Below are 22,461 nucleotides of genomic sequence, written 5' to 3'. Positions count from 1 at the left end.
TTAAAGAGCAATTAACTGACTATGACACAAACGCTGCGCGACCAACTCTACACGGCTCTTAAGCAGAGTATTGTTGGGAAACGTCTTGAACCCGGTTTAGTACTGCTTGAGGGAAATATAGCGGAGCTGTTTGGTATTAGCCGCTCGCCCGTTCGGCAAACATTAAGCCGATTGCACGAAGAGCAGTATATCTGCCGTTTCGAGGGGCGCGGCTATTTAGTAGGCGCATCGCCAGGTGAGGTAGTGCGACGTGCGCTCAGTGAGCATGATTTCAAACAACTTGGCCATGCCCCAAAAGTAGATCGTATCGTTTCTTGGCGGGCGCATATCGACAGCGTTGAGCATGACATCGTTTTATGTTCGATTAAGGGTGCGTTTGAACTCAATGAGCTGCAGCTTTCCAAAACGCTTAATGTCAGCCGCACGGTCACTCATCAAATCTTGCTCTATTTACAGTCTATCGGTTTAGTCGAGAAGATTAAATATAATAGCTGGAGCGTGGTGCCCCTGAATGATCAGCGGTTACATAATCTTTATGAAGCACGTCGCCAATTAGAACCTTATATGATTGCGCGAGCTACAAAACATATGCCAGAAAGTGCCATTAAAGGCTATATAACCAAACTCAAAAACGCTGCTGAGAGCTATCCTGATATAAAGGGGGAGCTACTGGATGAGTTAGAAAATGACCTCCATCATGCCGCCGTTAGTTTAGGTGATAACCAGGAGGTCATGAATATGCTCCGGCGCACGCATCCTATCTTATTAGTCAGTAAACACCTGCTTGGACGAGTATTAAAGCTTCCCGATCAAGATCCTTTCTTCGATGAACATTTATGGATATTTGAAAAAATGCGCCTGCAACAACCTGCGCAAGCAGGCAAAGCCTTGGCAACCCATTTAGAGCGTTCAGAATCCAAGGTACTCGACCGGCTGATTAACTTCCGAGAATCAGGTGATATCGATATACCGCTTTACCTGCGCTAACAACCAAATAACGAACGTGGATGCCCCATCACGCTGGAACGTAGCTGAGAAACGTAGCTGAAATCTTGCATGAGATATAGAAACGCACCGCCTCATCTCTTCAATGGCTCATCTAGATAGAGGAACTAATAATGACAACGTCACGTACTATCGGATTTATTGGCACGGGCATTATGGGTGCGCCGATGGCAGCACGCTTGGCCCATGCAGGACACCAAGTGCTTGTCTGGAATCGAACAAAAAGCAAAGCCAACCGTTTAGAGTCGGTGGGTGCCACCATCGTAGAAAAGCCCGAAGAAGCCGTTGCCGAAAGCGATGTCGTTATCGTTATGCTTAGCTCTGGGCCTGTGTGTGATGAAATGCTGTTGGGCCCTAGCGGCCTACTCAATGCCATGCAGCGTGACGCCACACTTATTGTCATGAGTTCAATACCTGTCGAAACCGCTCGCCGTCAAGCAGAAGAAGCCGCCAAGAGCCAGATTAATTACCTTGATGCGCCGGTTTCCGGCGGTGAGCAGGGAGCGATCGACGGCACGCTGGCCATTATGGTGGGTGGCGATGCCGTAAGTTTTAAAGCAGTAGAACCCATTCTCTTATCTCTCGGCAGGCCCGTCCATGTTGGCCCTGCAGGTAGCGGGGAACTTGCTAAGCTCGCCAATCAAATGATTGTGGCCAACACCATTGCTACCGTGGCAGAAGCCATACTATTGGCAGAACAGGGCGGGGCAAACCCCGAGCGAATGCTCAGTGCGCTTGAAGGTGGGTTTGCTGACTCGACCATTTTGCGTATACACGGGCAGCGTATGATTCAGGAAAACTTTACCCCGGGTGGGCCAGCGAAATGGCAATTGAAAGATACTCAGACCGCGATGGCTTTTGCCGACACGCTACATCTTAAGCTACCGGTTTCGTCATTGGTCAACACACTTTTTGAAGAGCTCGTCGATCAAGGGGATGGCGAGTTAGACCATAGCGCCTTAATCAATCAACTCAGACGGCGTAATGATTAAGAGAGCCTGACAACAACAAATTTAGGAGAATAAATACAATGAGCCACCATTACGACGTTCAGGAAATGACTCAATTCAGCACCGCTTTACTTGTGGCAGCCGGGCTCGATGAAGAAAAGGCTCAAGCAGTTGCCGAGATACTCGTCGAAGGCGATTTGATGGGACACACGACTCACGGGCTTCAGCTACTATCCCCTTACCTTGGCGAGATTCAGTCTGGCCGGATGCCTGTGTCAGGTGAGTATGAGGTAATCTCCAAACGCGCTGCCGTGGAGACATGGGATGGTCGTTATCTTCCCGGCCCCTGGTTGATCATTAAAGCAATGGAAACCGCCGAATTGATGGCTCGCTCCTGCGGCACGGGGACAGTCGTGATTCGATGCTCAAATCATATCGCCTGCTTGGCGGCCTATCTGAAACGTGCCACTGATCAAGACCTCGTGGTAGTGATCGAGTCATCCGATCCGGCGACTAAGTCGGTTGCCCCGCATGGCGGTTTGCAAGCGACCCATACCCCTAACCCTATCGCTGTGGGCTACCCGACGGCTTCAGGCCCGGTTCTGTTAGATGTCAGCACATCCATTACCACTAATGGCATGGTCGGCCGACTGCACAAACAAAACAGCCAACTGCCGTATCCGTGGCTCAAGGATCACCAGGGCAATGCGACCGATCAACCTAGCGTGCTGTTCGATGAGCCTAAGGGGAGCATCATGCCAATTGGTGGGCTTGACCATGGCCACAAGGGATATGCGCTGGGGCTAATGGTGGAAGCCTTAACGTCTGGGCTCGCTGGATTTGGTCGTGTGCAGGCGCCTGCACAATGGGGTGCCTCGGTCATGGTGCAGATCATGGATCCCGAAGCCTTTGGTGGGCTTGACGCCTTCAAACGCGAAACTGGCGCTTTGGTGGATGCTTGCCGTAACAATCCTGTTGCGGAAGGTAGCCCTCCAGTACGGATTCCTGGCGAGCGCGGACTTGCCCTCCATAAGCGTTATGCGCAGGAGGGCGTGCCTCTTCCAGACGGTGTTCCCGAAGCTCTAGCCGATTGGTCGGAACGTCTGGGGGTTACTTTCCCTCGGGCGCTGCAATAACAGCCGCTCATGCAAAGGTCTAGTGGGCGATATTCAGGTGTGGTGAACCAACTCATCAGAGGCGACTATGAAACAAGAACGCATCGGATTCATTGGGCTCGGCTTAATGGGCAAGGAAATGGCCAGACATATCGTACGTAACGGTTATCCGCTAACGGTGATGGCCCATAGGAATCGATCCCCCCTTGAAGCGCTATGCAAGGAAGGCGCGACGGAAGTTAGCACTCCCGCAGAGATGGCAAGAAATAGCGATATTGTTTTTATCTGCGTGAAGACATCCGAACAGGTTAACGAAATCGTCAGCGGGGCTGACGGTTTAATGGCCGGAAGCCATGAAGGGCTTATTATTGTCGACTGCTCTACGGCTCATCCCGAATCAACTGAGCGCCTTGCGAAAAACGTAGAACATCAAGGGGTGATACTCGTTGACGCGCCTTTAGCACGCACGCCTCGTGAAGCCAGAGATGGACGGCTAAATGTCATGGTGGGTGGCGATGTCTCCACAGTGGCGCGTATTACGCCGGTCATGGAAAGTTTCGCAGAAAACATCTTTCATGTGGGTAAGGTTGGTTCAGCGCATAAACTGAAACTGATTAATAATTTTCTCTCGTTAGGGGCTGCTGCCCTAGTCAGTGAGGCGGCCACTATGGCGGCTGGCATGGACGTTTCACAAGACAAACTCCTGGAAATTTGCTCACAAGGGGGAGCCAACAGCGCGATGCTCGCTCCCGTTATGGAGTGGGTACTGCAGAAGGAGTGCACAAAGTTACAGTTCAGTCTTGGTAATGCTGAAAAAGATATGCGCTACCTGACTGAAACGTTAAACGCCTATCAGCTAGCCCCCCATATGCTGCCACCGCTTTGCGAGTTTCTTACGTTAGCTCGAGACGACGTGGGGGAAGATAGTTTCGTTCCCCAAGCGTATGACAGCTGTATAAAACGCAATAAGATCGTATCCGATTAAGGCCACTAAGATAGCTTCTTGGCTACCTCATATTTCCAGATAAAGCCTTCACTCGATAAACGCTTCGGTAGCCTCACGATGACCGTATAGAAACGCATCGGCGACCTGGCGCAGCGGGGCCACATCCACCTCGCTGTGCCCGTTGGCGATCAGCTCGGCAAAGCGCGCATATAAACCTTGATACTCGCGCTCCTCCTCTTCAATGATCAGTTCATCGTCGATGACCAATCGACAGCCGCCCTGGGTGAGACTCAGACGGTTGCCATCGCTGTCGATATGCATATCCCAGGTTGGCGGGCCGCTCTGGAGGAAGTCGAAATCGGCCTCGATCGCCGCGCCTTCTGGATCAATAAAGGATAACTTTGCCGCAATCGGAGTTTGCGCGTTACTCGGTACCAGCAGCCGCGCCCGTTGCAGAAAGAACGGTTGAGGCAGGATTTCAGTCGCAATCGACAGCGCGTTAATACCGGGGTCAAAAACCCCCATGCCACCGGGCTGCCAGATCCACGCCTGGCCTGGATGCCATACCCGCACGTCCTCTTTCCACTCGATCTCAACCCGCTGAACCTGGCGATCGGCTAACCACTGCTGGGCCTGAGCCACGCCGGGGGCAAACCGCGAATGCCAGGCGGCAAATAGGCTAACGCCCTGCTTCTGAGCGCAGGCAATCAAATCCTCCACTTCGCTTAACGTCGCCCCTGGCGGCTTCTCAAGCAGCACGTGCTTGCCACGCATCAGCGCTGCCCGCGCCTGGGAGTAGCGCAGGTGCGTCGGCGTGCAGATTGAGACGGCGGTGATTTCAGGGTGGGCGTCTAGCATCGCTTCCAGGTCTTGATAGGCGGGTAGTTCCGGCAGCGAGGCATGAGGATCCGCCGTGGCGACAAGATGGCAGTTTGGGGTGGCGGCTATGGCAGGAAGGTGCTGGTCTCGGACAATTTTACCCACGCCCACTAGGCCGAACTTAAAGCCAGAGCTAAAGCCAGAGTTGAAGTCAGACATACGCTTGCCTTTGTTTTTAACCATTGAAAATGGGTTCAGGGGGTGGTGTGGGGCAGCTCAACGCTGCGCCCTAATGAGCTAACGCTGTGCTCAAGCCCTAGCGCTGCGGCGGTACCTGCCAACACCGCTTGGGACGCTAAAAACGCCTCCCGAGGGCGGCGCAGACGAATACTCTCCATCAACTGACGGTGGCGCTCCAGGCTTTCTTCCGGATCCGGGGCGTTCTCGTTGGACATGGAAATCAGCATGTAGATGGAGGGTCGCAGGATATGTGATAGCTGCGCCCAGACAATATTGTGGGTCGCCTTGAAGATCGCCTCGTGAAAAGCGACATCACACTCACTGTGCAGCCGCCGCTCCTCTTCGCAGGTGGCGTTGCGTAGATTCTGCCCTAGCCCTTCAAAGGCTTCTTCGATGGCGACTAAATCACGCGCCTTGGCCCGCTTGGCGGCGGTCATCGCCACATAGGGCTCAACGTCCAGACGGAAGGCAAGAATCTCGCGCTGAATATCCGGGTTGGGGGCAGCGTAGCGGGTCAGCCAGTCAGTCACCTGGGCATCAAGAATATGCCACTCTGAGTATTCGCGCACCTTGGAACCATGACCAGAAATCCGCTCAATAATCCCGGCATCGACCAGTTGGCGAAGATCGCTACGCACCGCTGAGCGATTGATCGCAAAGCGTTCGCATAGATCCATTTCTCGGGGTACTAAGTCACCGGGGTGATAGCGCCCACCAAAGATCTCCTCGGCGAGATGTTCGGCAATACTGGGGCGAGCTACTGGCTTACTAGGAGATGACGTCACTGCGATAAGACCCTATTTCGATTCCTGTCAATCATACCGTACTTGACCGGTCGACTGTTATCGACGGCGTAGCATCGAGCCCCGCCCGCTGTTTCAGTTCCAGCCGCCGTTCATAGAGGCCTTTAGCACCCAGTGTGCCCAGCACCAGAACGCCGCCAACCATGGCCATTGGCGCGGGCTTTTCGGCCAGAATCCACCAGGCCAACAGCGTGCCTATCACCACTTCCAGCAGTATTAGCAGGCCCACTTCGGCAGAGGGCAGATAGAGCGGCCCACGCTGCAGTAGCGTCACGCCGCAAGGCACAATAATCAGGCAGAGCAGGATAACGACAGCAAGCTGGTTGGCTGCAGGCAGGGTTGGTTCGCTGCCCGCCAGCCAAAACAGCCCTGCGGTGCTACCCACAATAAGGCCGTTGAACACCAGCATCGGGCTCATATCCACCCCCGGCCGCGTACGGCAGAGGGTAAAGTTAATCGCCAGGGTCGTTGCCGCCATCAAAGCGAAAGCGTTTCCGACCCAAGAACCTGCGCCCGCGTCATCAAGGGCGATCATGGCGACACCCACCATGCACAGCAATATCGCTAACCAGGTACGCCTTGGCAGACGCTCCTTGAGAATGATCCAGGAGAGCACGGCAGCGATTAACGGCGAACTGGCCAGTATCATCAGTACGTTGCCCGCCTTGGTGTACTGGTTGCCCAGCACGAAACCGCAGGTGGTCAGGCTGAACAGCAGCGCCACGGCGATACCCGTCCAGCCGCAGCGACGGTAGGCTGCCAGCGTGCCACGGCCATAGCGCATCAGGGCGATCAGTAGAAAACCTAAGCCCGAAAGAAAGCCACGCCACATCAATATCTCGGCATCGGGCAGATCAGCCACTTTAATCAGCAGGGCATCCGGGGCCATGATCAGCGCCCCGCCAGCGGTCAATAGTAGTCCCTGCTGGCGATGCGATAAGGTACTCCAACGACTCATCTTTAGTATTCGCCTCTTCAGTGATTATCCCTGGGCGGATGCTGGCGAGCCACATCGCGGTACTTGGTGGCGGGTTCCAATGTCATACCGCGGTCCAGCGGTTCGACCATGCTGCGCTGGATCTCCTGCCAGGGCGTCTGGTGGCCAGGGTAGCGGTAACCGCCCTGCTGGGCTAAACGCTCCCGGCGGGCTTCCAGTTCACTGGGTTCGATCAGCAGCTGCACCTCACCGCGCTTGAGATCGACCCGCAGACGGTCGCCACTCTCCAGCAGCGCCAAGCCACCCCCGGTAGCGGCTTCCGGGGAGGCATTGAGAATCGACGGTGAGCCGGAAGTACCCGACTGGCGACCATCGCCCAGGCACGGCAGCGATTCGATGCCCTGTTTGATCAGCGCCTCCGGCGGCTGCATGTTAACCACTTCGGCACCGCCAGGGTGGCCTACCGGGCCAGCACCGCGCATTACCAGAATGGTACGAGCGTCGATGTTGAGCGCTGGATCATCAATGCGGGCGTGGTAATCCTCGGAGCCATCGAATACCACCACCTTGCCCTCAAAGGCTTCCGGGTCATTGGGGTCATTCAGGAAGCGTTCGCGGAAATCCCGCGAGATCACGCTGGTTTTCATCAGCGCCGAGTCGAATAGATTGCCCTTGAGATTGAGGAAGCCCGCATGATCCACCAACGGGTCGCTATAGCGACAAATCACGTCAGTGTCTTGAGTTTCACGGCCCTGCAAATTATCGCCGATGGAGCGGCCATTGACCGTTAGCGCCTCGCCGTGCAGCTTACCGGCAGTGTGTAGCTCATGGAGGATCGCGGGCACACCACCGGCGCGGTAGAACTCTTCGCACAGGAAAGCACCGGCAGGCATTACGTTGGCCAGCAGTGGAATTTCATGGCCCAGGCGCTGCCAGTCATCGTTATCCAGCTCAATGCCTGCATGGCGGGCAATCGCATTGATATGTACCGGCGCATTGGATGAACCGCCCAGTGCCGAGCACGCCACGATGGCGTTCTCAAACGCTTCCCGGGTCAGAATATCCAGCGGGCGCAGGTCTTCCCACACCATATCGACAATCCGCGTACCCGTGTCGTAGGCCACCATTGCGCGCTCTTTATAGGGCGCAGGAATCACCGCCGACCCCGGCAGGCTCATGCCCAGGACTTCCGCCATGGAATTCATGGTAGAGGCGGTGCCCATGGTGTTGCAGTGGCCTATCGAGGGTGCTGAATCGCTGGCGCGGGAAAGGAACTCTGCGTAGTCGATATCCCCAGCTGCCAGCCGCTTGCGAAGCTCCCAGATAATCGTGCCTGAGCCCACCCGCTCGGCACCGCGCCAGCCGTTTAGCATCGGACCACCGGAGAGCACAATGGACGGAATATTCACCGTTGCCGCGGCCATCAGCGCAGCCGGGGTGGTTTTATCACAGCCGGTGGTCAATACCACGCCATCTAGCGGGTAGCCATGGAGCACTTCCACGATGCCCAAGTAAGCGAGGTTCCGATCCAGCGCAGCAGTGGGTCGGCGCACGTTCTCATGAATAGGATGCATGGGAAATTCAAACGGCACGCCACCTGCGGCGCGAATTCCGTCTTTAACCCGCTTGACCAAGTCAATGTGGTGGCGGTTGCACGGGGTTAAATCAGAGCCCGACTGGCAAATACCAATGATCGGCTTACCGCTGGTCAGCTCATCCAGAGTAATACCGTAATTGAGGTAACGCTCAATACATAGCGCCGTGGTTCCGGGGTGATCAGGGTTATCGAACCAGTAGCGTGAACGCAACTGCTCAGGAGTTATTCGCTGAAAATTGGCCATGGTTCCGCTCCACGCCTAAAGTAAATATACAAGTCGGCAGGCGCGCTTTAGGCACTCAAACTGCCCACCAACACTAACAATGAAGAAAGCTTCCTAAAATGTAGGGAAGAGTTGCCATGACGGTACGCGTTCTTACCCGCGGCGTCGACACATACAAAAGTATATGTTGAACATATATCAAAAACGTTAGACATTCACCTAAGGGAGCGGCACTTACACCTCTATAAGCGAGTGCCGCTTACACACAACAACAATCAACCACGCTGCAGCTCGCTAGGAATATCCCCTTAGCGTAGCGACCTGCAGCACGCCAGGAGAGTGACGACTATGCACCATCTTTGGAAACGCACCCTATTAATGACCGGCGCTACACTGCTCAGCTCAGGCATTGCCTACGCGCAAACGCCTGACCTTTCCGATCCGCCAGAGATAGAGGGCGGTACCGTGGGTGACCACGGCAGCGTCACTCTGCGAATGGGATTGGGCTTGGCGGAAAGCTCGCCTCAATATATCTCTAGCCAATACTTTGCGGATATTCTCGACCAGCGCAGCGAAGGGCGTATCAGCGTTAATATCTTTCCCAACAGCCAGCTTGGCGATGACGTGCAGATGATGGAAATGCTGCAAACCGGTACTCTGGATATGACCTACCCTTCCTCTTCACCCGCCACAGGTTATGTCGAGGAGCTGGCAGTCTTTGACCTTCCTTTCCTACTGCCTACTCGGGAAGCGGCTATAAAGGCCATGCGTAGCGATGCTGCCCAGGAGATGCTTGATGCCTTCGATGGCACTGGTCTAAAAGCCCTGGCATTCTCTGAAAACGGCTTCCGCCAGCTCTCCAATAGTGCTCGTGAAGTCGCTTCACCAGAAGATGTGGCGGGCCTGGACGTTCGTGGCTTGTCTATTCGCACCATGGAGAACCCAGTGCACCTGGCTATTTGGGAAGCGCTGGGCGCCAACCCGACCCCGATGGCATTTGGTGAACTCTTCTCCGCCATGGAACAAGGCGTTGTCGATGGCCAGGAAAACCCTTGGAGCACCATCCTGACCTCCAACTTCTATGAGGTGCAGGATTACGGCTCCGAAACCCGTCACGTTTATACGCCCTTCATCAAGATGATCTCTCAGCGTACCTGGGATCGCCTCGATCCAGAGTATCAGGAACTTGTTCAGGAAGCCGCGCTGCAAGCAGCGGATTACGAAATCCAGCTTTCCAGCGAGTACGACGACTGGGCACGGGATCAGCTTGAAGAACGCGGCATGCAAATTACCCGTCTTAATGACGAGCAGATTGCCGCTTTCCAGGAAGCCGTGCAGCCGGTTTACGAAGAGTGGGCACCACGCATCGGCGAAGATCTCGTGACTGAATTCCAAGAGATTGCTGAATCGACAATGACCGAGTGATCCCATCCCTGCCGCCGAATAAAAAAGGCGGCAGGATTAATTGGGTAGCATGAGAATTAAGAAGCGTCCGAGAGGCGCTTTTTAAGCTGCATATAGGTGCCGTAGTGACGGTCGAGGTGGCGCCGCATGGCTGCCTCGGCCGCATCTGGGTCACGAGACTCTATCGCTGCGATGATTTCGGTATGCGCAGCGGTAGCCGCTTTGTCTTCGTCCTTCTGTTGCAGTACCAGCGCGCGGCGATCGTCCAACCACTCAGAGAGCGCCACATGGATAGCATCAAAAATGGGGTTACGGCCAATGCTGGCCAACACGCCATGGAAGTCATTATCAGAGCGTTTAAAGCGTGCTTCATCACCTATTGCATCGCGATTATCCGCTAATGCATCCCGCAGCCTCGCTAGATCCTCTTCACTGGCATTACGCGCCGCGTAGCGAGCCAAAGATATCTCGAACATGGCCCGCGCTTCCTGGAAATACTGTTGACCATCGGGCTTAGAAAGTAGCTGTCGGGTTACCCCAGAAAGCCTGGCCATCACCGCCTCAGCGGTGGGACGAATTACCCTGGCGCGGGTACCGCTGTTGATGGCGATAAGTCCTAGCTGTTGCAGGTGGAACAGTGCTTCACGCACCGCGGGTCTGCCAACACCAAACTGCTCCATCAACTCCCTCTCTGAAGGCAGTTGATCGTTTTCACTCAGCCGCCCCTCGAGAATCTCCGCCTCAAGCTGCTCAGCGACCTGTTCCGATAGCGTTTTACGCTCGATCCGGTATCTGCTCATAGGCAGTCACCCCTGGTTAACCTGGAATTTTCCGCCATTTTACTGCATTTCTAGTCATTATCCTTCAAACCAGCCGAGAGAGCGGCGCTATTTGGTACTGCTCGGCGATCTCGGCATAGGCTACTTGATTGGCAGAATCAAGCGGAATGCCTTCGGCGTCGCGCTGAGCCTGGCAGCGCCATTCGCGATCACCTGGTGCCATTACCTGGGCATTGGGTGCAGCAGGCTGGGCGCGCAGGTCGGCTAGATACTCGGCCATTCCTTGCGCAAAGGTGCCTGCATCCGCAAACGCATCCGGTTGCATGACCAGGAAGAAGTGCCCTACCCCGCGTGGCGTCGCCATGTCTGGCCCCCCCATGGGCAGCAGCTTAAAGCCATGCTGCATGCCCGACAGCATCGAACTCAGAACCTCAACCATGCCACCCAACCCCGCGCCCTTGAAGCCGAAGCCGCTACCACCCAGCGGTAACAATGCGGCCACTTCACCAGGAACGCGGCTTACCTGCCCGGCAGCATCCGCCGCGACCTGGTCAGGCAGTTCACGCCCTATCGCCCCGTACTGCTGCACGCGATTCCAGGGCACCGAGCTGGTCGCCATATCCAGCAGGTAAGGCGACTCGCCCGCCACCGGCGCCGCAAAGGCGATTGGGTTGGTACCGTGAAAGGGCTTGGCGCCCTCATGCAACAGCACGAAAGGATCCGAATTGCAGAACGCCATGCCGAGGTACCCGCGCTCAGCCGCTGCCAACGCATAGCACCCCGCCGCGCCGAAGTGCGACGAGTTGCCCACCGCGACGGCCCCCATCCCCACCGTCTCGGCCATCGCCATGGCGTGCTCCATGGCGGTATAACCCGCGAGGTGCCCCAACCCGTCGTCAGCATCCAGAAAACCGGTCGCCGCAAGGCGCTGGTGGAACTGCATGTCGGGCGCGCCGTTGATCCGCCCGCCCTTGAGCGCCTGCAGATAGTGGGGCAGCAGACGCAGGCCATGGCTGTCGGTGCCCATACGTGAGGCGGTAATCAGCGCGCGAGTGACCGCGTTTGCTGATGCCTGATCAGCACCTGCCGCCTTCAGAACGGCTTGCATGAAGCGGGCAAGGTCTTCGCGAGCGACGCGAAAATTTGACGACGTATCTCTCATTAATCGATAGCTCCTGGTTTCAGTCGGGCTACTGGCTGACCATTGGCCAGCCCCGGTAATGCTTAACGATAAATCAGTGTTGGCAGCCACAGCGAGATAGCTGGAATGAAGGTAACCAATAGCAATGCGATGACCAGCGGCACCAGGAACGGCAGCGTGCCACGCATGCATTTCTCGAAGGAAATTCCGGACACTCGCGACAGTACATACAGCACCATGCCTACCGGCGGCGTTAACAAGCCGATCATCAGGTTTAGCACCATGATCACGCCAAAGTGCACCGGATCGACACCCGCAGTAATGGCCACCGGCAACAATACCGGCACCAGGATGGTGATCGCCGCGATGGTCTCCATAAAACAGCCCACCAGAATCAGCACCAGGTTGATGATGATCAGCGTGGCTATGGGGTTATCGGCAAATGGCCCGAGCAGGGTCACGACATGCTGCGTGACTTGGTTGCTGGTCAGGATCCAGGCAAATATCGAGGCACCAGCGACGATCAGCAGGATCACGGCAGTGGTTTCAATAGTTTCCATGCTCACCTTGAGCAGGCGGCGCCAGGTCAGGCTACGATAAACCACTCCCCCCAGCACCAAGGCGTAGACCACCGCAGCAATCGCCGCTTCGGTAGGAGTGAAGGCCCCCGACATTATGCCGCCGACGATGATGACCGGTGTTAAGAGTGACAGGAAGGCGCGCTTGAACGTATGACCAAGCACCGGAAACGAGAACACCGCATCGCGGGTATAGCCGCGCCGCCGTGAAATGATCGTGATCATGACCATGAGTACCAGCCCCATTAACAGGCCCGGTACCAGGCCGGCGACGAACAACTGGCCGACCGACACCGAGGCCATTACACCGTAGATAACCATCGGCAGACTCGGCGGAATAATCGGGCCAATGGTCGAAGATGCCGCGGTGATACCCACCGAGAACTCCTCGTCGTAACCGGCATCTTTCATGGCCTTGATTTCAATGGTACCTAGCCCCCCTGCATCGGCGACTGCGGCTCCTGACATGCCGGAAAAAACAATGCTGGCGCCTACATTGACGTGCCCCAGACCGCCACGCATCCAGCCCATCAATGCCTTGGCAAAGTCAAATATCCGCACGGTAATACCACCATTGTTCATTAGGTTACCGGCGAGTATAAAAAACGGAATCGCCAACAGGGGAAAGCTGTCGACGCCGTTGATCATGCGATGCATCACGACAACATCGGGTACTCTGCCGGTCAGCAGCACATACAGCAGGCACGAGCCGGCAAGACTAATGGCGATCGGCACCCCCATCACCAGCAGGGTAAAGAGCGCCGCAAACAGGAACAGTAAATAGTGCTGGGTGGCGGCCAATGCGATACAGCCGAGTATCGCGACAGCCGCGACCAATGGCGGTACTATCGCACCGCCGCGCCTCACAGCCAGAATGTTGGGCATTGGGGTGATCTCCGAGAGAGTAGCGTGTTGGCGTGTTGTTATTGGGTATTGAGCAGTTCACTGGTGCCCGAGCGCCAGTGACGAATAGCCACCTCCACCCCTCTCACCAGCATGATGATAAAGCCCACCATCACCAAGTAGTAAAGCCAGCTTTTAGGGATATCCACCGAGGTCATCATGGCACTGGTACGATCAGCCAGTTTGAAGGTGATCCAGGCCATGCTGGCGAAGAAGGCAATATTGATCAGGTCTACCAGCGTCGACATCACGCGCCCCAGCCACCCCGGCATGTAGCGATAGAAAAATTCCACTGCGATATGCGATCCCTTTCGCACGGCCATGGTGCTGCCCATAAAGCCCACCATAACCAATAGATAGCGCGCCATCTCCTCCGTCCAGGCGATGGAATTACCCAGCACATAGCGGCTGAAAAACTGCATAAAGACATCCAGTGCCAGTAGCCAGAAGATCCCAAGCGTCAGGAAATCCTCCAGGGCATAGTCGTGAATGTTGAAGGAATCATCGTCGAGACCTGCAAGGCTGGTCTCGTCAGTAGAGTCAGTTTGGCTCATGGAAGGCTCCCGCTTCGCCCCACCCGAGGCTTGGGCGGGGCGAGTCTTGGTCTACGAAAAAAACGATCCCGGAAACGTACGGATTCTGGAAAACTCAGGCCTCACGGCATTACCGTCCGATAGTCTGATTACTGGCCGATAGCCTGCAGACGATCATAGGTTTCCTGATCCCAAGTCGCCGCTTCACCGTTATGGGCAGGAATCGTGGCTTCGCGGAAGGGTTCTATATCGACTTCGTTGACGGTCACACCCTGCTCTTCGAACCAAGCCACCAGCTCTTCCTCGGATTTCAAGATATCTTGAGTGATGCGCTCGCCGGCTTCGGTGTAGACCTCACGGAAAACCTCACGATCCTCCTCGGAGAGGCGATTCCACAATGGGCCACCGGCGATGGTGATTAGCGAATCGGTGATATGCCCGGTCAGATTGATATAGTCCTGCACCTCATGAAACGCTTTGGCGCGAATGGTCGGCAGTGGGTTTTCTTGAGCATCCACCACACCTTGCTGCAGCGCCAGATAAACCTCGGAGAATGCGATCGGAGTGGGGTTGGCGCCCACCGCTTCGGGGAACATCATGTACATTGGCGCATTGGGCGTACGAATTTTCAGGTCTTGCATGTCCTCCGGCGTATTGATCGGTTTGTTGGAGGTTACATGGCGACGCCCGTAGTAGTTCATGGCCAGCGGTACGTTACCGGTTTCATCCTGGTAGCCCTGGGCGATTTCTTTGAACAGGTCGCTATCGGCATAGGCCTGCCAATGGTCAAAATCGCGGAACATATAGGGCGCGCCAGCGATACCCACCGGGCCATAGAAACGACCGGCAAATTGGTTGCCGGTGTAGATCAGATCAACCGTGCCAAGCTGTAGGCCTTCGTTGATGTCCGACTCCTTACCCAGTGACGACGCCGGGTGGACACTGATCGAATAACGGCCATCAGTACGCTCCTCGATTTCATCTGCCGCCCACAGTGCCCACTCGTGGTAGGGCTCGGATGTCTCATAGACGTGAGCAAAGGTGAGTTCTTCTTGCGCATGCACAGCACCGGTCACTGAGAGACCACCGGCGATAAGCGTAGCGGTCAGCAGGCGGGCCATCTTAAGCGAGTGTTGGCGTTTGTGACTCATCGTGTACTCCTCACAACCATTGGATTTGTTGTTGGATAGTGTGATTTGCTGCTATTTATTGTGATGTATTTGGTTATTTTTTAAGCGGCGGCAACCAACGTAACCGATCATAGTGCTATATACGTGTCATACCACCAGCTTCAAACTTAGTTGGCTGCCCGCAATCGCGCAACTATCCAGGTAACGATTTTAGTAGTGCCTATGATGATTCAAGCCGTGGAGCGAACTGATGGTATAAGCGCACCAGCAGTTGAGGATCGCCAAAGCCACCTGCTTTAGTCATCACTCGCTTTCGCCTATCGCCATCCATACTCCCTAGTGCCACCCCGGGTGACCACTCCGTCTCGACAGAGATATAACTCACCCCCAGTTGGGTCAATACGGCCATGGCGATATCCCCGCCGGTTAAAAATAGCAAACACGGATCATCGTCCCGCCAGGCAGACGTAAGGTCGGCCACTTTGGAAGCCATCGACTCGGCGACTTGGTTTGCCGTGCATTCCTCACTCTCTCCGGGCACGACCACATAGGTCCCTAAGGCCGGGCTACTATTACAAGGTGTAGCAGAGGGCTCGGTACACGCTTTAATCACGGCCAAACCGGGCACGTATTGTCGCAACTGTTGGAGCTGTTCGGCAGCACGAGGGCTTCTAGAACCGATGGCATAAAGCACTGTATTTACGCTATTCAACGCTCGAAATGGTGCATCAGGCCGCCCGAAAAAACGCTGGGCGATAGCCGTTGCCAGCCCCGCAGCCCCCGCCATTGCTCGGCGGCAGCCAGCACTCGACACGAGCTGATAGAGCGCAGCAAGCTCCTCGTCGCTTTGGGCATCGGCGATACAGTCCCCGTTAGGGAGTTGAACGCCCTGACCAAAGCGATAGCGCTGCAGCGGTCGCCCGCTGACGGAAAATGCCTGATCAATGGGGCCGATCAGGGGCGTTGAGAGGGCATCCTGTTGGTAGGTGGTATCAGCCAGTGGAATGCCGTCCACCCACACTTCGGCATTACGCACTGTTCGCCCCTGGGCCGGTACCGCGGGAGCCAGCAGCAGGGGAAAGCCAAGCGCTTCCCGCAGTGCTGTGCACTCTGCGACTACTTGGCCACGCAGGGTTGAATCGACTTTCTTGAACCACTCCTGCGGCGCGACTCGCGTGAGCAAACGCACTGCTTCGCTTACCCGAAGCGCCGCCTCCTCAGATTGCAGATGGCGAGACTGGGTATTCACGGCGATGACCTCTGGCCACTGGCCTTGCCATGCCTCTAGCGTTGTCGCTAATGCCTCCAGGCTAATCACCACGCGGACATCTGCGCCTCGCGCGGCAAAGGGTGCTGAAGTGTCCAGCGCGCCCGAAAGATCATCGGCAATAATCGCCAATCGGCAGCCGCTCATGCCTTGGCGCCACTGGCTAACCGTCGCGCATAGGCAATCGCTGATCCCATGTTGGTGGCATCGGCTTTGCCCTGCCAGGCAATATCAAAGGCAGTGCCGTGATCCACCGAGGTGCGCTGAAGCGGCAAGCCAAGGCTGACATTGACCGTGGTATCAAAAGCAATCAGTTTGACGGGGATATGGCCCTGGTCGTGATACTGGGCAATAACCAAATCGAACTCGCCTTTCGAAGCGCGGTAAAACACCGTATCCGCAGAGATCGGCCCGCTCACATCAAAACCCCGTTCCCGCAAGCGTTCCACCGCTGGGGCGATACAGCGACTATCTTCGTCGCCAAAAATCCCTCCTTCACCGCAGTGCGGATTAAGGCCTGCCACGGCAATGCGCGGAGCCTTCATGCCCAACGCGAGCAAGTGCGCGTGTCCTGCTTCAACGGTGGCAATGATGCGTTCAGGGGTCACTCGGTCGATCGCATCACGTAGCGACACGTGGGTGGATACATGTAGCGTCGAGAGCGTCTCAGATGCCAGCAGCATAAACGACGAGGGCGCACCGGTCAGCGATGCCAACATTCCGGTGTGGCCATCGTAATGGTGCCCGGCTTCATGTAACGCCGCCTTGTTCAGCGGGGCGGTGACAATCACCTGCGCCCGCCCCGCCTGCACCAATTCCACGGCTCTATGAACGCAGCGAAACGCCATATCACCCGCACCGGCGCTAATTTGACCATCAGCAATCTCAACGCCTTCCGGCACCTCGACCACACCGACCGCCACACAATCCTTATCGCTCTCTGCCTGCTCCACTGGCACGAACTCAAGTACAGCACCAACACTCGCCGCTGCACGGCGATAAATAGCCGGGTCACCGATGACCATCGCCGTGGCACGTTCGGTGGCTGACATAGCACTCAGCGCGCGGCAAATAATCTCAGGGCCGATGCCAGCAGGGTCGCCCATGGTGATCGCAATTTCATAACAGCGTGGGGAGCTATTCATGGCATTAACTGCCCGCCGTTGACCTCAATGATTTGACCAGTGACATAGCCACTGAGCGTATCGGTCGCCAGAAAAACGTACGCGCCCACGCACTCTTCCGCCGTGCCCAAACGCCCCATGGGAATCGATGCCCGAGCTGCGTTTAGATGAGCATCGCTTGAGTGGCGCTCATGAAAATCGGTCGCAATCGTACCGGGGGCCACAGCATTCACGCGGATATTATCCCCGGCAAGTTCCTTGGCCATATTTCGCGTTATCGTGCTCACAAAACCTTTTGCTGAGGCGTATAGTCCAGCGCCTCCCCCGCCGCCATTACGTGCGGCAATCGAGGTAGTGTGAATAATATTGCCACCGCCTGCGTGGCGAAAATGCGGTAGCGCCGCCCGACTAGCCATAATCACTGAACGGACATTGAGATCCATGACCCGGTCATATTGGTCATCGTCCATCTCATCTAAGCCAACCCGGCCCATCATGTCCCCCGCGTTATTGATCAACAGGTCTAAACCGCCCAGACGCTCGGCGGCATCGTCGACGAGTTTTTGGGTCTCGCTGGTGTGGCTGACGTCTGCTTTAACGGTAAAGGCGTCCCCACCCGCATCGCGAATCGCCTTAGCCACCGCTTCAGCGGGCGCTTCACTGTTGTGATAGTGCACCGCTACGTGCGCTCCCAACGCCCCCAGCTGTTTCGCAACCGCCGCGCCAATGCCACGGCTAGCACCGGTGATAAGTACTCGCTTACCGTTCCACTCGTCTAACATGAAATTCTCCTTAACACTTTTGCTTTTATTGTGAGAGCCACACTTAGCGAAACCGTCGTCCTCTAGATAGATTTAACTATCGACCCGAAATGGAGCGGTGCGCTAAAGTAAGCAATGAACTGGCATACCTGTCATACAAAGCGACATCTATAACATGATAGGCGATGGCGTGTTTAGCGCCAGTCGCCTACCACTGCTAACGATTAAAACTAATTCTAAGAGCGAATGGAGAAGTACATGAATCCACTTTCATCGACGGACACACTTCCCGCCGACCGGGGTAACGCGCTGCTGGTTGGCCGCGTTTGGTTGGAGGGCAGTCATCCTGGCCCCGCGCTAGTGACCGTCAACAACGGTCAGGTGATCGACATTACCGCCTATGGGCCCACCATGGCTGACCTGCTGGAACGCGACGACCTACAAGCGGTAGTGCAGCAAGCGGAAGGCCCCAACCTAGGTAGTGTCGAGGCACTGCTGGAAAACTCTCAGTTACCCCAACCACAAGCGCCCTACCTGCTAGCCCCCTGCGATGTTCAGGCCGTTAAAGCCTGCGGCGTCACCTTCGCTGTGAGTTTGTTAGAGCGAGTGATCGAAGAGCAAGCGGGCGGCGACCCGGCACGAGCGGTGGAGCTGCGCAACGACCTGCAGGCACTGATCGGCACCGACCTTTCCAAGATTGCGCCGGGTTCTGAAGAGGCGATGTCGCTTAAAAAAGCGCTTCAGGCGCGCGGTGGGTGGTCGCAATATATGGAAGTCGGCATCGGCCCCGATGCGGAGGTATTTACCAAAGCCCAGCCGCTCTCATCAGTCGGTTTTGGCACCCCGGTGGGCTTGCACCCGTCCTCGCAGTGGAATAATCCCGAGCCGGAAATTGTCCTGGCAGTAGATAGCCGCGGCCAAGTGCGCGGCGCGACTCTGGGTAACGACGTTAATCTGCGCGATGTGGAAGGTCGCAGCGCTTTGCTGTTAGGTAAGGCAAAAGATAACAACGCCTCCTGCTCCATTGGCCCCTTCATTCGCCTGTTTGATGACCACTTCGATATCGACAGCGTGCGCAACTGCCAGGTATCGCTGCGTATTGAGGGGGAGGATGACGACTTCCTGCTCCAGGGCGAGAGCGATATGCGCGAGATCAGCCGCGACCCGCTGGACTTGGTAAACCAAACCATCGGCGACCACCACCAATATCCGGATGGTTTTATGCTGTTCCTCGGTACCATGTTTTCGCCCATTCAGGATCGCGACGGGGAAGGCCAGGGCTTTACCCATCACCTGGGTGATCGCGTCACCATCACCACCCCGGCCCTGGGCGCCCTGGTCAACCGGGTAGGCAGAAGCGATCAATTGCCGCCCTGGACCTACGGTATTCGCGAACTGATGCGCCACTTAGCGCGCCGCTGATTCTAACAATCCATACGCCACTCATATCACAGCCTAGGAGCGCACAATGACAACCATCACTCGCGTCGAGATCCAGGATATTCGTTTTCCCACCTCGCGTTCTCTGGATGGCTCGGATGCCATGAATGCCGCGCCGGACTACTCCGCCGCCTACGTCATCCTGCACACCGATGACAGCAGCCCCGAGGGGCACGGCTTAACTTTTACCATTGGCCGCGGCAATGAGATTGTGGTTACCGCTTTGCACTCCCTAGCGCCGCTGATCGAGGGACGAACGCTTGAGTCGATGACCGACGACATGGGCACCTTCTGGCGGGAAATTACCGGCGACAGCCAGTTGCGTTGGATTGGCCCCGATAAAGGCGCAATTCACCTAGCCACCGCCGCCATCGTCAACGCCGTGTGGGATATGTGGGCGAAAAACGAAGGTAAGCCGGTGTGGAAGCTGCTGGTGGATATGACCCCGGAACAGCTGGTGCGCTGCCTTGATTTCCGTTTCGTCACCGACGCGCTAACGCCGGAAGAAGCGATCTGTCTGCTGCGCCGTCAGGCCTCCGGCAAAGAAGCCCGCGAAGCCGAAATGCGCCACGATGGCTACCCCGCCTACACTACTTCAGCGGGCTGGCTGGGTTACAGCGACGAGAAAGTGCGCAGTCTGGCGCGTGAAGCGCTGGCCGAAGGCTGGACTCACTTCAAACAGAAGATTGGCGGCGACATTGAAGAGGATGCCCGCCGAGCGGCGCTGCTACGCGAAGAGATCGGTTGGGACAACGTGCTGATGATGGACGCCAACCAGGTGTGGGAAGTCGACGAGACGATCACCAAGATGCGTCGGCTGGCCGAATTTGACCCGCTATGGATAGAAGAGCCCACCAGCCCTGACGACATTCTCGGCCACGCCGAAATCCGCCACCGGGTTGCGCCTATCGGCGTCGCCACTGGCGAGCACTGTCAAAACAAAGTGATGTTCAAGCAGTTCTTCCAGGCGGATGCCATCGACTACTGCCAGTTGGATGCGGCACGTTTGGGTGGGCTTAACGAAGTGATTTTAGTAACGCTGATGGCCGCTAAGTTCGGAGTGCCGATTTGCCCCCACGGCGGTGGCGTTGGTCTTTGCGAATACACCCAGCATATCTCCCTATTCGACTATATCGCGGTATCCGGCAGCCTTGAAGGTCGCGTGCTTGAGTATGTGGATCACTTGCACGAACACTTTATCGACCCGGTAGTAATCAACCGTGGCCGCTACCAAGTGCCTGAAGCGCCAGGTTACAGTATCGCCATGCACGCAGAATCCCAAGCACAGCACCGCTTCCCCGAGGGCGCGGCCTGGAAGGAAGAGAAGTAATGACAGACACCACCTCCTTTCTAAATGAGCTAACCAGCCTGCTCGGCGAGCGAGGCTTGCTGCGCGAGCCAGACGCCATAGCGCGCTACATTAGCGACTGGGCGGGAGATACGCTGGGCACACCACTGGCGGTGGCCCGTCCGGCTAACACGGAAGAAGTCGCCGAGGTGGTAAAGCGCTGCTACGCCCAAGGAATCGCGATGACGCCACAGGGCGGCCATAGCGGTCTGGTGGCGGGCGCCTTGCCCGCCGCCAACGGTCAGGAGTTGGTGATCAGTCTTGAGCGCTTAAATAGCGTGCGCGCCATTGATCCGATTAACTTCACCATTACCGTAGACGCTGGCTGCATCCTTGAGAACGTCAAGCTGGCAGCTTTTGATCATGACTGTGACTTTCCGCTCTCGCTGGGCGCCCAAGGCAGTTGTCAGATTGGTGGAAATATTGCCACCAATGCGGGCGGGCTTAACGTACTCCGCTACGGCATGATGCGCGAGCTGGTGCTGGGGCTTGAAGTGGTGCTGCCCGATGGGTGCGTCTGGGAAAGCCTGAATGCGCTGCACAAGGACAACCGTGGTTACGACCTTCAGCAATTGTTTCTCGGTAGTGAAGGTACGCTGGGTATTGTTACGGGCGCAGTGTTAAAGCTTTCACCACGCACTACCCAGAACCGGACTGCTCTACTGGGGCTGCCCTCCGTCCAGGCGGTCATCGACCTGTATGGTCTGGCGCGCCGGGAGTGCTGCGACCTGCTGACGGCTTTTGAGCTGATTCCTCGCCGCTGTATCGAGCTGGCGATTGAAGCAACGCCAGAGCTGCGTGACCCGCTTGAAGACGCGTACCCCTGGTACGTGCTGATGGAAGTCGCGGCCACGGGGCCAGTGGATCTGGGTTCGATGTTGGAAGCGCTGCTGGAAACCGGCATGGAGCGCGAGCTGGTGCTGGATGGCGCGCTGGCTTCCAGCGACACCCAATCCGCCCAGCTATGGCAGTTCCGCGAAAGCATGCTGGAAGGCCAGCGGCGGCGCGGAGAGCACCTGCGTACCGATATCTCGGTGCCCATCTCGGCGATACCCGACTTCGTTACCCGGGCAAGCGAGGTGGTGATGGTAGCATCACCCGAGTGCGAAATTATTGCCTACGGGCATGTGGGCGACGGCAATCTGCACTTCAACATTCTACCGCCCACGGCAATGGCGGATAGCGATAAGAAAGCCCACCTGCACGACCTGGAGGAGCGGCTGTTTGAGGTACTTGACGGTTTCAACGGCAGCATCAGCGCCGAGCACGGCATTGGCCGCACCAAGCAGGCACCCTACCTGGCACGGCTATCGCCTGTTGAGCGGGAACTGGTCAGCGGCGTTAAGGCGCTGTTCGACCCCAAGGGGTTGATGAATCCAGGCAGGATCTTGCCTGCCGTAGAGTAACCCCGACGCTTT

The 22,461-nt window shown here is 56.5% G+C and carries 20 protein-coding genes; 8 read left to right on the top strand and 12 right to left on the bottom strand.

The features are described from left to right. Positions 1 to 21: 21 nt before the first annotated feature. The 4 genes from K7H09_RS02935 (at position 22) to K7H09_RS02920 (ending at position 4,055) form a co-directional block, all read left to right on the top strand. Complete coding sequence (locus tag K7H09_RS02935; protein WP_141440642.1) at positions 22 to 987, top strand: GntR family transcriptional regulator; 966 nt, start codon at positions 22 to 24, stop codon at positions 985 to 987. A 131-nt stretch (positions 988 to 1,118) separates the two neighbouring features. Further along, on the top strand, positions 1,119 to 1,997 hold the full coding sequence (locus K7H09_RS02930) for an NAD(P)-dependent oxidoreductase (RefSeq protein WP_138799387.1): 879 nt from the start codon (positions 1,119 to 1,121) through the stop codon (positions 1,995 to 1,997). 38 nt (positions 1,998 to 2,035) lie between these two features. Further along, positions 2,036 to 3,091 carry an Ldh family oxidoreductase gene (locus tag K7H09_RS02925; protein ID WP_230803489.1) on the top strand — a complete coding sequence of 352 codons (1,056 nt, stop codon included), beginning with the start codon at positions 2,036 to 2,038 and terminating at the stop codon, positions 3,089 to 3,091. A gap of 67 nt (positions 3,092 to 3,158) precedes the next feature. Then, complete coding sequence (locus K7H09_RS02920) at positions 3,159 to 4,055, top strand: NAD(P)-dependent oxidoreductase (protein WP_138799385.1); 897 nt, start codon at positions 3,159 to 3,161, stop codon at positions 4,053 to 4,055. A gap of 48 nt (positions 4,056 to 4,103) precedes the next feature. On the opposite strand, the gene K7H09_RS02915 is transcribed toward K7H09_RS02920, so the two are convergent. The 4 genes from K7H09_RS02915 to K7H09_RS02900 are packed head-to-tail and all read right to left on the bottom strand — an operon-like array spanning position 4,104 to position 8,656. Next, positions 4,104 to 5,054, bottom strand: coding sequence for a Gfo/Idh/MocA family protein (locus K7H09_RS02915; RefSeq protein WP_051052052.1), 951 nt, complete (start codon positions 5,052 to 5,054; stop codon positions 4,104 to 4,106). A gap of 35 nt (positions 5,055 to 5,089) precedes the next feature. Then, positions 5,090 to 5,860: a FadR/GntR family transcriptional regulator gene (locus K7H09_RS02910; protein ID WP_027956964.1), complete on the bottom strand. Its 771-nt coding sequence runs from the start codon at positions 5,858 to 5,860 to the stop codon at positions 5,090 to 5,092. 31 nt (positions 5,861 to 5,891) lie between these two features. Then, positions 5,892 to 6,836, bottom strand: a complete 945-nt coding sequence (locus K7H09_RS02905; protein ID WP_144809064.1) for a DMT family transporter — start codon at positions 6,834 to 6,836, stop codon at positions 5,892 to 5,894. 17 nt (positions 6,837 to 6,853) lie between these two features. Then, on the bottom strand, positions 6,854 to 8,656 hold the full coding sequence (locus K7H09_RS02900; protein WP_041159284.1) for an IlvD/Edd family dehydratase: 1,803 nt from the start codon (positions 8,654 to 8,656) through the stop codon (positions 6,854 to 6,856). Positions 8,657 to 8,983: 327 nt separating this feature from the next. Between K7H09_RS02900 and K7H09_RS02895 the strand changes: the two genes are divergently transcribed. Further along, positions 8,984 to 10,060 carry a TRAP transporter substrate-binding protein gene (locus K7H09_RS02895; RefSeq protein ID WP_022521914.1) on the top strand — a complete coding sequence of 359 codons (1,077 nt, stop codon included), beginning with the start codon at positions 8,984 to 8,986 and terminating at the stop codon, positions 10,058 to 10,060. A gap of 56 nt (positions 10,061 to 10,116) precedes the next feature. Here the strand turns inward: K7H09_RS02895 and nanR are convergent, their stop codons facing one another. From nanR to K7H09_RS02855, 8 genes are all read right to left on the bottom strand, one after another. Continuing rightward, the gene (nanR, locus tag K7H09_RS02890) at positions 10,117 to 10,839 is read right to left on the bottom strand and encodes a transcriptional regulator NanR (protein ID WP_022521913.1); all 723 of its coding nucleotides are present in this window, start codon (positions 10,837 to 10,839) and stop codon (positions 10,117 to 10,119) included. A 64-nt stretch (positions 10,840 to 10,903) separates the two neighbouring features. After that, complete coding sequence (locus tag K7H09_RS02885) at positions 10,904 to 11,980, bottom strand: Ldh family oxidoreductase (protein ID WP_041159285.1); 1,077 nt, start codon at positions 11,978 to 11,980, stop codon at positions 10,904 to 10,906. Between the two features lie 62 nt (positions 11,981 to 12,042). After that, positions 12,043 to 13,422 (bottom strand): TRAP transporter large permease, encoded by a 1,380-nt coding sequence (locus K7H09_RS02880; RefSeq protein WP_027956967.1) that lies wholly within the window; start codon positions 13,420 to 13,422, stop codon positions 12,043 to 12,045. 38 nt (positions 13,423 to 13,460) lie between these two features. Beyond that, positions 13,461 to 13,994: a TRAP transporter small permease gene (locus K7H09_RS02875; protein ID WP_009287494.1), complete on the bottom strand. Its 534-nt coding sequence runs from the start codon at positions 13,992 to 13,994 to the stop codon at positions 13,461 to 13,463. Between the two features lie 128 nt (positions 13,995 to 14,122). After that, positions 14,123 to 15,124: a sialic acid TRAP transporter substrate-binding protein SiaP gene (locus tag K7H09_RS02870; protein WP_009287493.1), complete on the bottom strand. Its 1,002-nt coding sequence runs from the start codon at positions 15,122 to 15,124 to the stop codon at positions 14,123 to 14,125. 199 nt (positions 15,125 to 15,323) lie between these two features. Beyond that, positions 15,324 to 16,517, bottom strand: a complete 1,194-nt coding sequence (locus K7H09_RS02865) for a four-carbon acid sugar kinase family protein (protein ID WP_141440637.1) — start codon at positions 16,515 to 16,517, stop codon at positions 15,324 to 15,326. Continuing rightward, entirely contained in the window at positions 16,514 to 17,515 is a 1,002-nt protein-coding gene (gene pdxA, locus K7H09_RS02860) for a 4-hydroxythreonine-4-phosphate dehydrogenase PdxA (RefSeq protein WP_141440636.1), read from the bottom strand. Before pdxA ends, K7H09_RS02865 begins: the two co-directional genes overlap by 4 nt. Next, positions 17,512 to 18,276 (bottom strand): SDR family NAD(P)-dependent oxidoreductase, encoded by a 765-nt coding sequence (locus tag K7H09_RS02855; RefSeq protein WP_141440635.1) that lies wholly within the window; start codon positions 18,274 to 18,276, stop codon positions 17,512 to 17,514. Before K7H09_RS02855 ends, pdxA begins: the two co-directional genes overlap by 4 nt. Before the next feature lie 237 nt (positions 18,277 to 18,513). Here K7H09_RS02855 and K7H09_RS02850 point away from each other — a divergent pair, with 237 nt between their 5' ends. Genes K7H09_RS02850 through K7H09_RS02840 form a run of 3 tightly spaced genes read left to right on the top strand, consistent with a single transcriptional unit; the run spans position 18,514 to position 22,449 of the window. Further along, positions 18,514 to 19,677: a fumarylacetoacetate hydrolase family protein gene (locus K7H09_RS02850; protein WP_141440634.1), complete on the top strand. Its 1,164-nt coding sequence runs from the start codon at positions 18,514 to 18,516 to the stop codon at positions 19,675 to 19,677. 46 nt (positions 19,678 to 19,723) lie between these two features. Beyond that, entirely contained in the window at positions 19,724 to 21,025 is a 1,302-nt protein-coding gene (locus K7H09_RS02845; protein WP_141440633.1) for an L-fuconate dehydratase, read from the top strand. Then, positions 21,025 to 22,449, top strand: coding sequence for an FAD-binding oxidoreductase (locus K7H09_RS02840; RefSeq protein WP_141440632.1), 1,425 nt, complete (start codon positions 21,025 to 21,027; stop codon positions 22,447 to 22,449). Before K7H09_RS02845 ends, K7H09_RS02840 begins: the two co-directional genes overlap by 1 nt. The last annotated feature ends 12 nt before the right edge of the window (positions 22,450 to 22,461 follow it).

Origin of the sequence: Halomonas sp. IOP_14 (genome assembly GCF_021021315.1) — a bacterium.
Taxonomy (GTDB): Bacteria; Pseudomonadota; Gammaproteobacteria; order Pseudomonadales; family Halomonadaceae; genus Vreelandella; species Vreelandella titanicae.
Note: the sequence above shows the minus strand (reverse complement) of the source record. Positions and strands in the feature narration are given on the sequence as shown.

Coding starts and splice junctions, on each gene's coding strand:
- K7H09_RS02905 (WP_144809064.1), bottom strand. CDS start 6,836: ATGAGTCGTTGGAGTACCTTATCGCATCGCCAGCAGGGACTACTATTG.
- K7H09_RS02845 (WP_141440633.1), top strand. CDS start 19,724: ATGACAACCATCACTCGCGTCGAGATCCAGGATATTCGTTTTCCCACC.
- pdxA (WP_141440636.1), bottom strand. CDS start 17,515: ATGAATAGCTCCCCACGCTGTTATGAAATTGCGATCACCATGGGCGAC.
- K7H09_RS02880 (WP_027956967.1), bottom strand. CDS start 13,422: ATGCCCAACATTCTGGCTGTGAGGCGCGGCGGTGCGATAGTACCGCCA.
- K7H09_RS02885 (WP_041159285.1), bottom strand. CDS start 11,980: ATGAGAGATACGTCGTCAAATTTTCGCGTCGCTCGCGAAGACCTTGCC.
- K7H09_RS02870 (WP_009287493.1), bottom strand. CDS start 15,124: ATGAGTCACAAACGCCAACACTCGCTTAAGATGGCCCGCCTGCTGACC.
- K7H09_RS02925 (WP_230803489.1), top strand. CDS start 2,036: ATGAGCCACCATTACGACGTTCAGGAAATGACTCAATTCAGCACCGCT.
- K7H09_RS02865 (WP_141440637.1), bottom strand. CDS start 16,517: ATGAGCGGCTGCCGATTGGCGATTATTGCCGATGATCTTTCGGGCGCG.
- nanR (WP_022521913.1), bottom strand. CDS start 10,839: ATGAGCAGATACCGGATCGAGCGTAAAACGCTATCGGAACAGGTCGCT.
- K7H09_RS02895 (WP_022521914.1), top strand. CDS start 8,984: ATGCACCATCTTTGGAAACGCACCCTATTAATGACCGGCGCTACACTG.
- K7H09_RS02915 (WP_051052052.1), bottom strand. CDS start 5,054: ATGTCTGACTTCAACTCTGGCTTTAGCTCTGGCTTTAAGTTCGGCCTA.
- K7H09_RS02840 (WP_141440632.1), top strand. CDS start 21,025: ATGACAGACACCACCTCCTTTCTAAATGAGCTAACCAGCCTGCTCGGC.
- K7H09_RS02920 (WP_138799385.1), top strand. CDS start 3,159: ATGAAACAAGAACGCATCGGATTCATTGGGCTCGGCTTAATGGGCAAG.
- K7H09_RS02935 (WP_141440642.1), top strand. CDS start 22: ATGACACAAACGCTGCGCGACCAACTCTACACGGCTCTTAAGCAGAGT.
- K7H09_RS02855 (WP_141440635.1), bottom strand. CDS start 18,276: ATGTTAGACGAGTGGAACGGTAAGCGAGTACTTATCACCGGTGCTAGC.
- K7H09_RS02875 (WP_009287494.1), bottom strand. CDS start 13,994: ATGAGCCAAACTGACTCTACTGACGAGACCAGCCTTGCAGGTCTCGAC.
- K7H09_RS02930 (WP_138799387.1), top strand. CDS start 1,119: ATGACAACGTCACGTACTATCGGATTTATTGGCACGGGCATTATGGGT.
- K7H09_RS02850 (WP_141440634.1), top strand. CDS start 18,514: ATGAATCCACTTTCATCGACGGACACACTTCCCGCCGACCGGGGTAAC.
- K7H09_RS02900 (WP_041159284.1), bottom strand. CDS start 8,656: ATGGCCAATTTTCAGCGAATAACTCCTGAGCAGTTGCGTTCACGCTAC.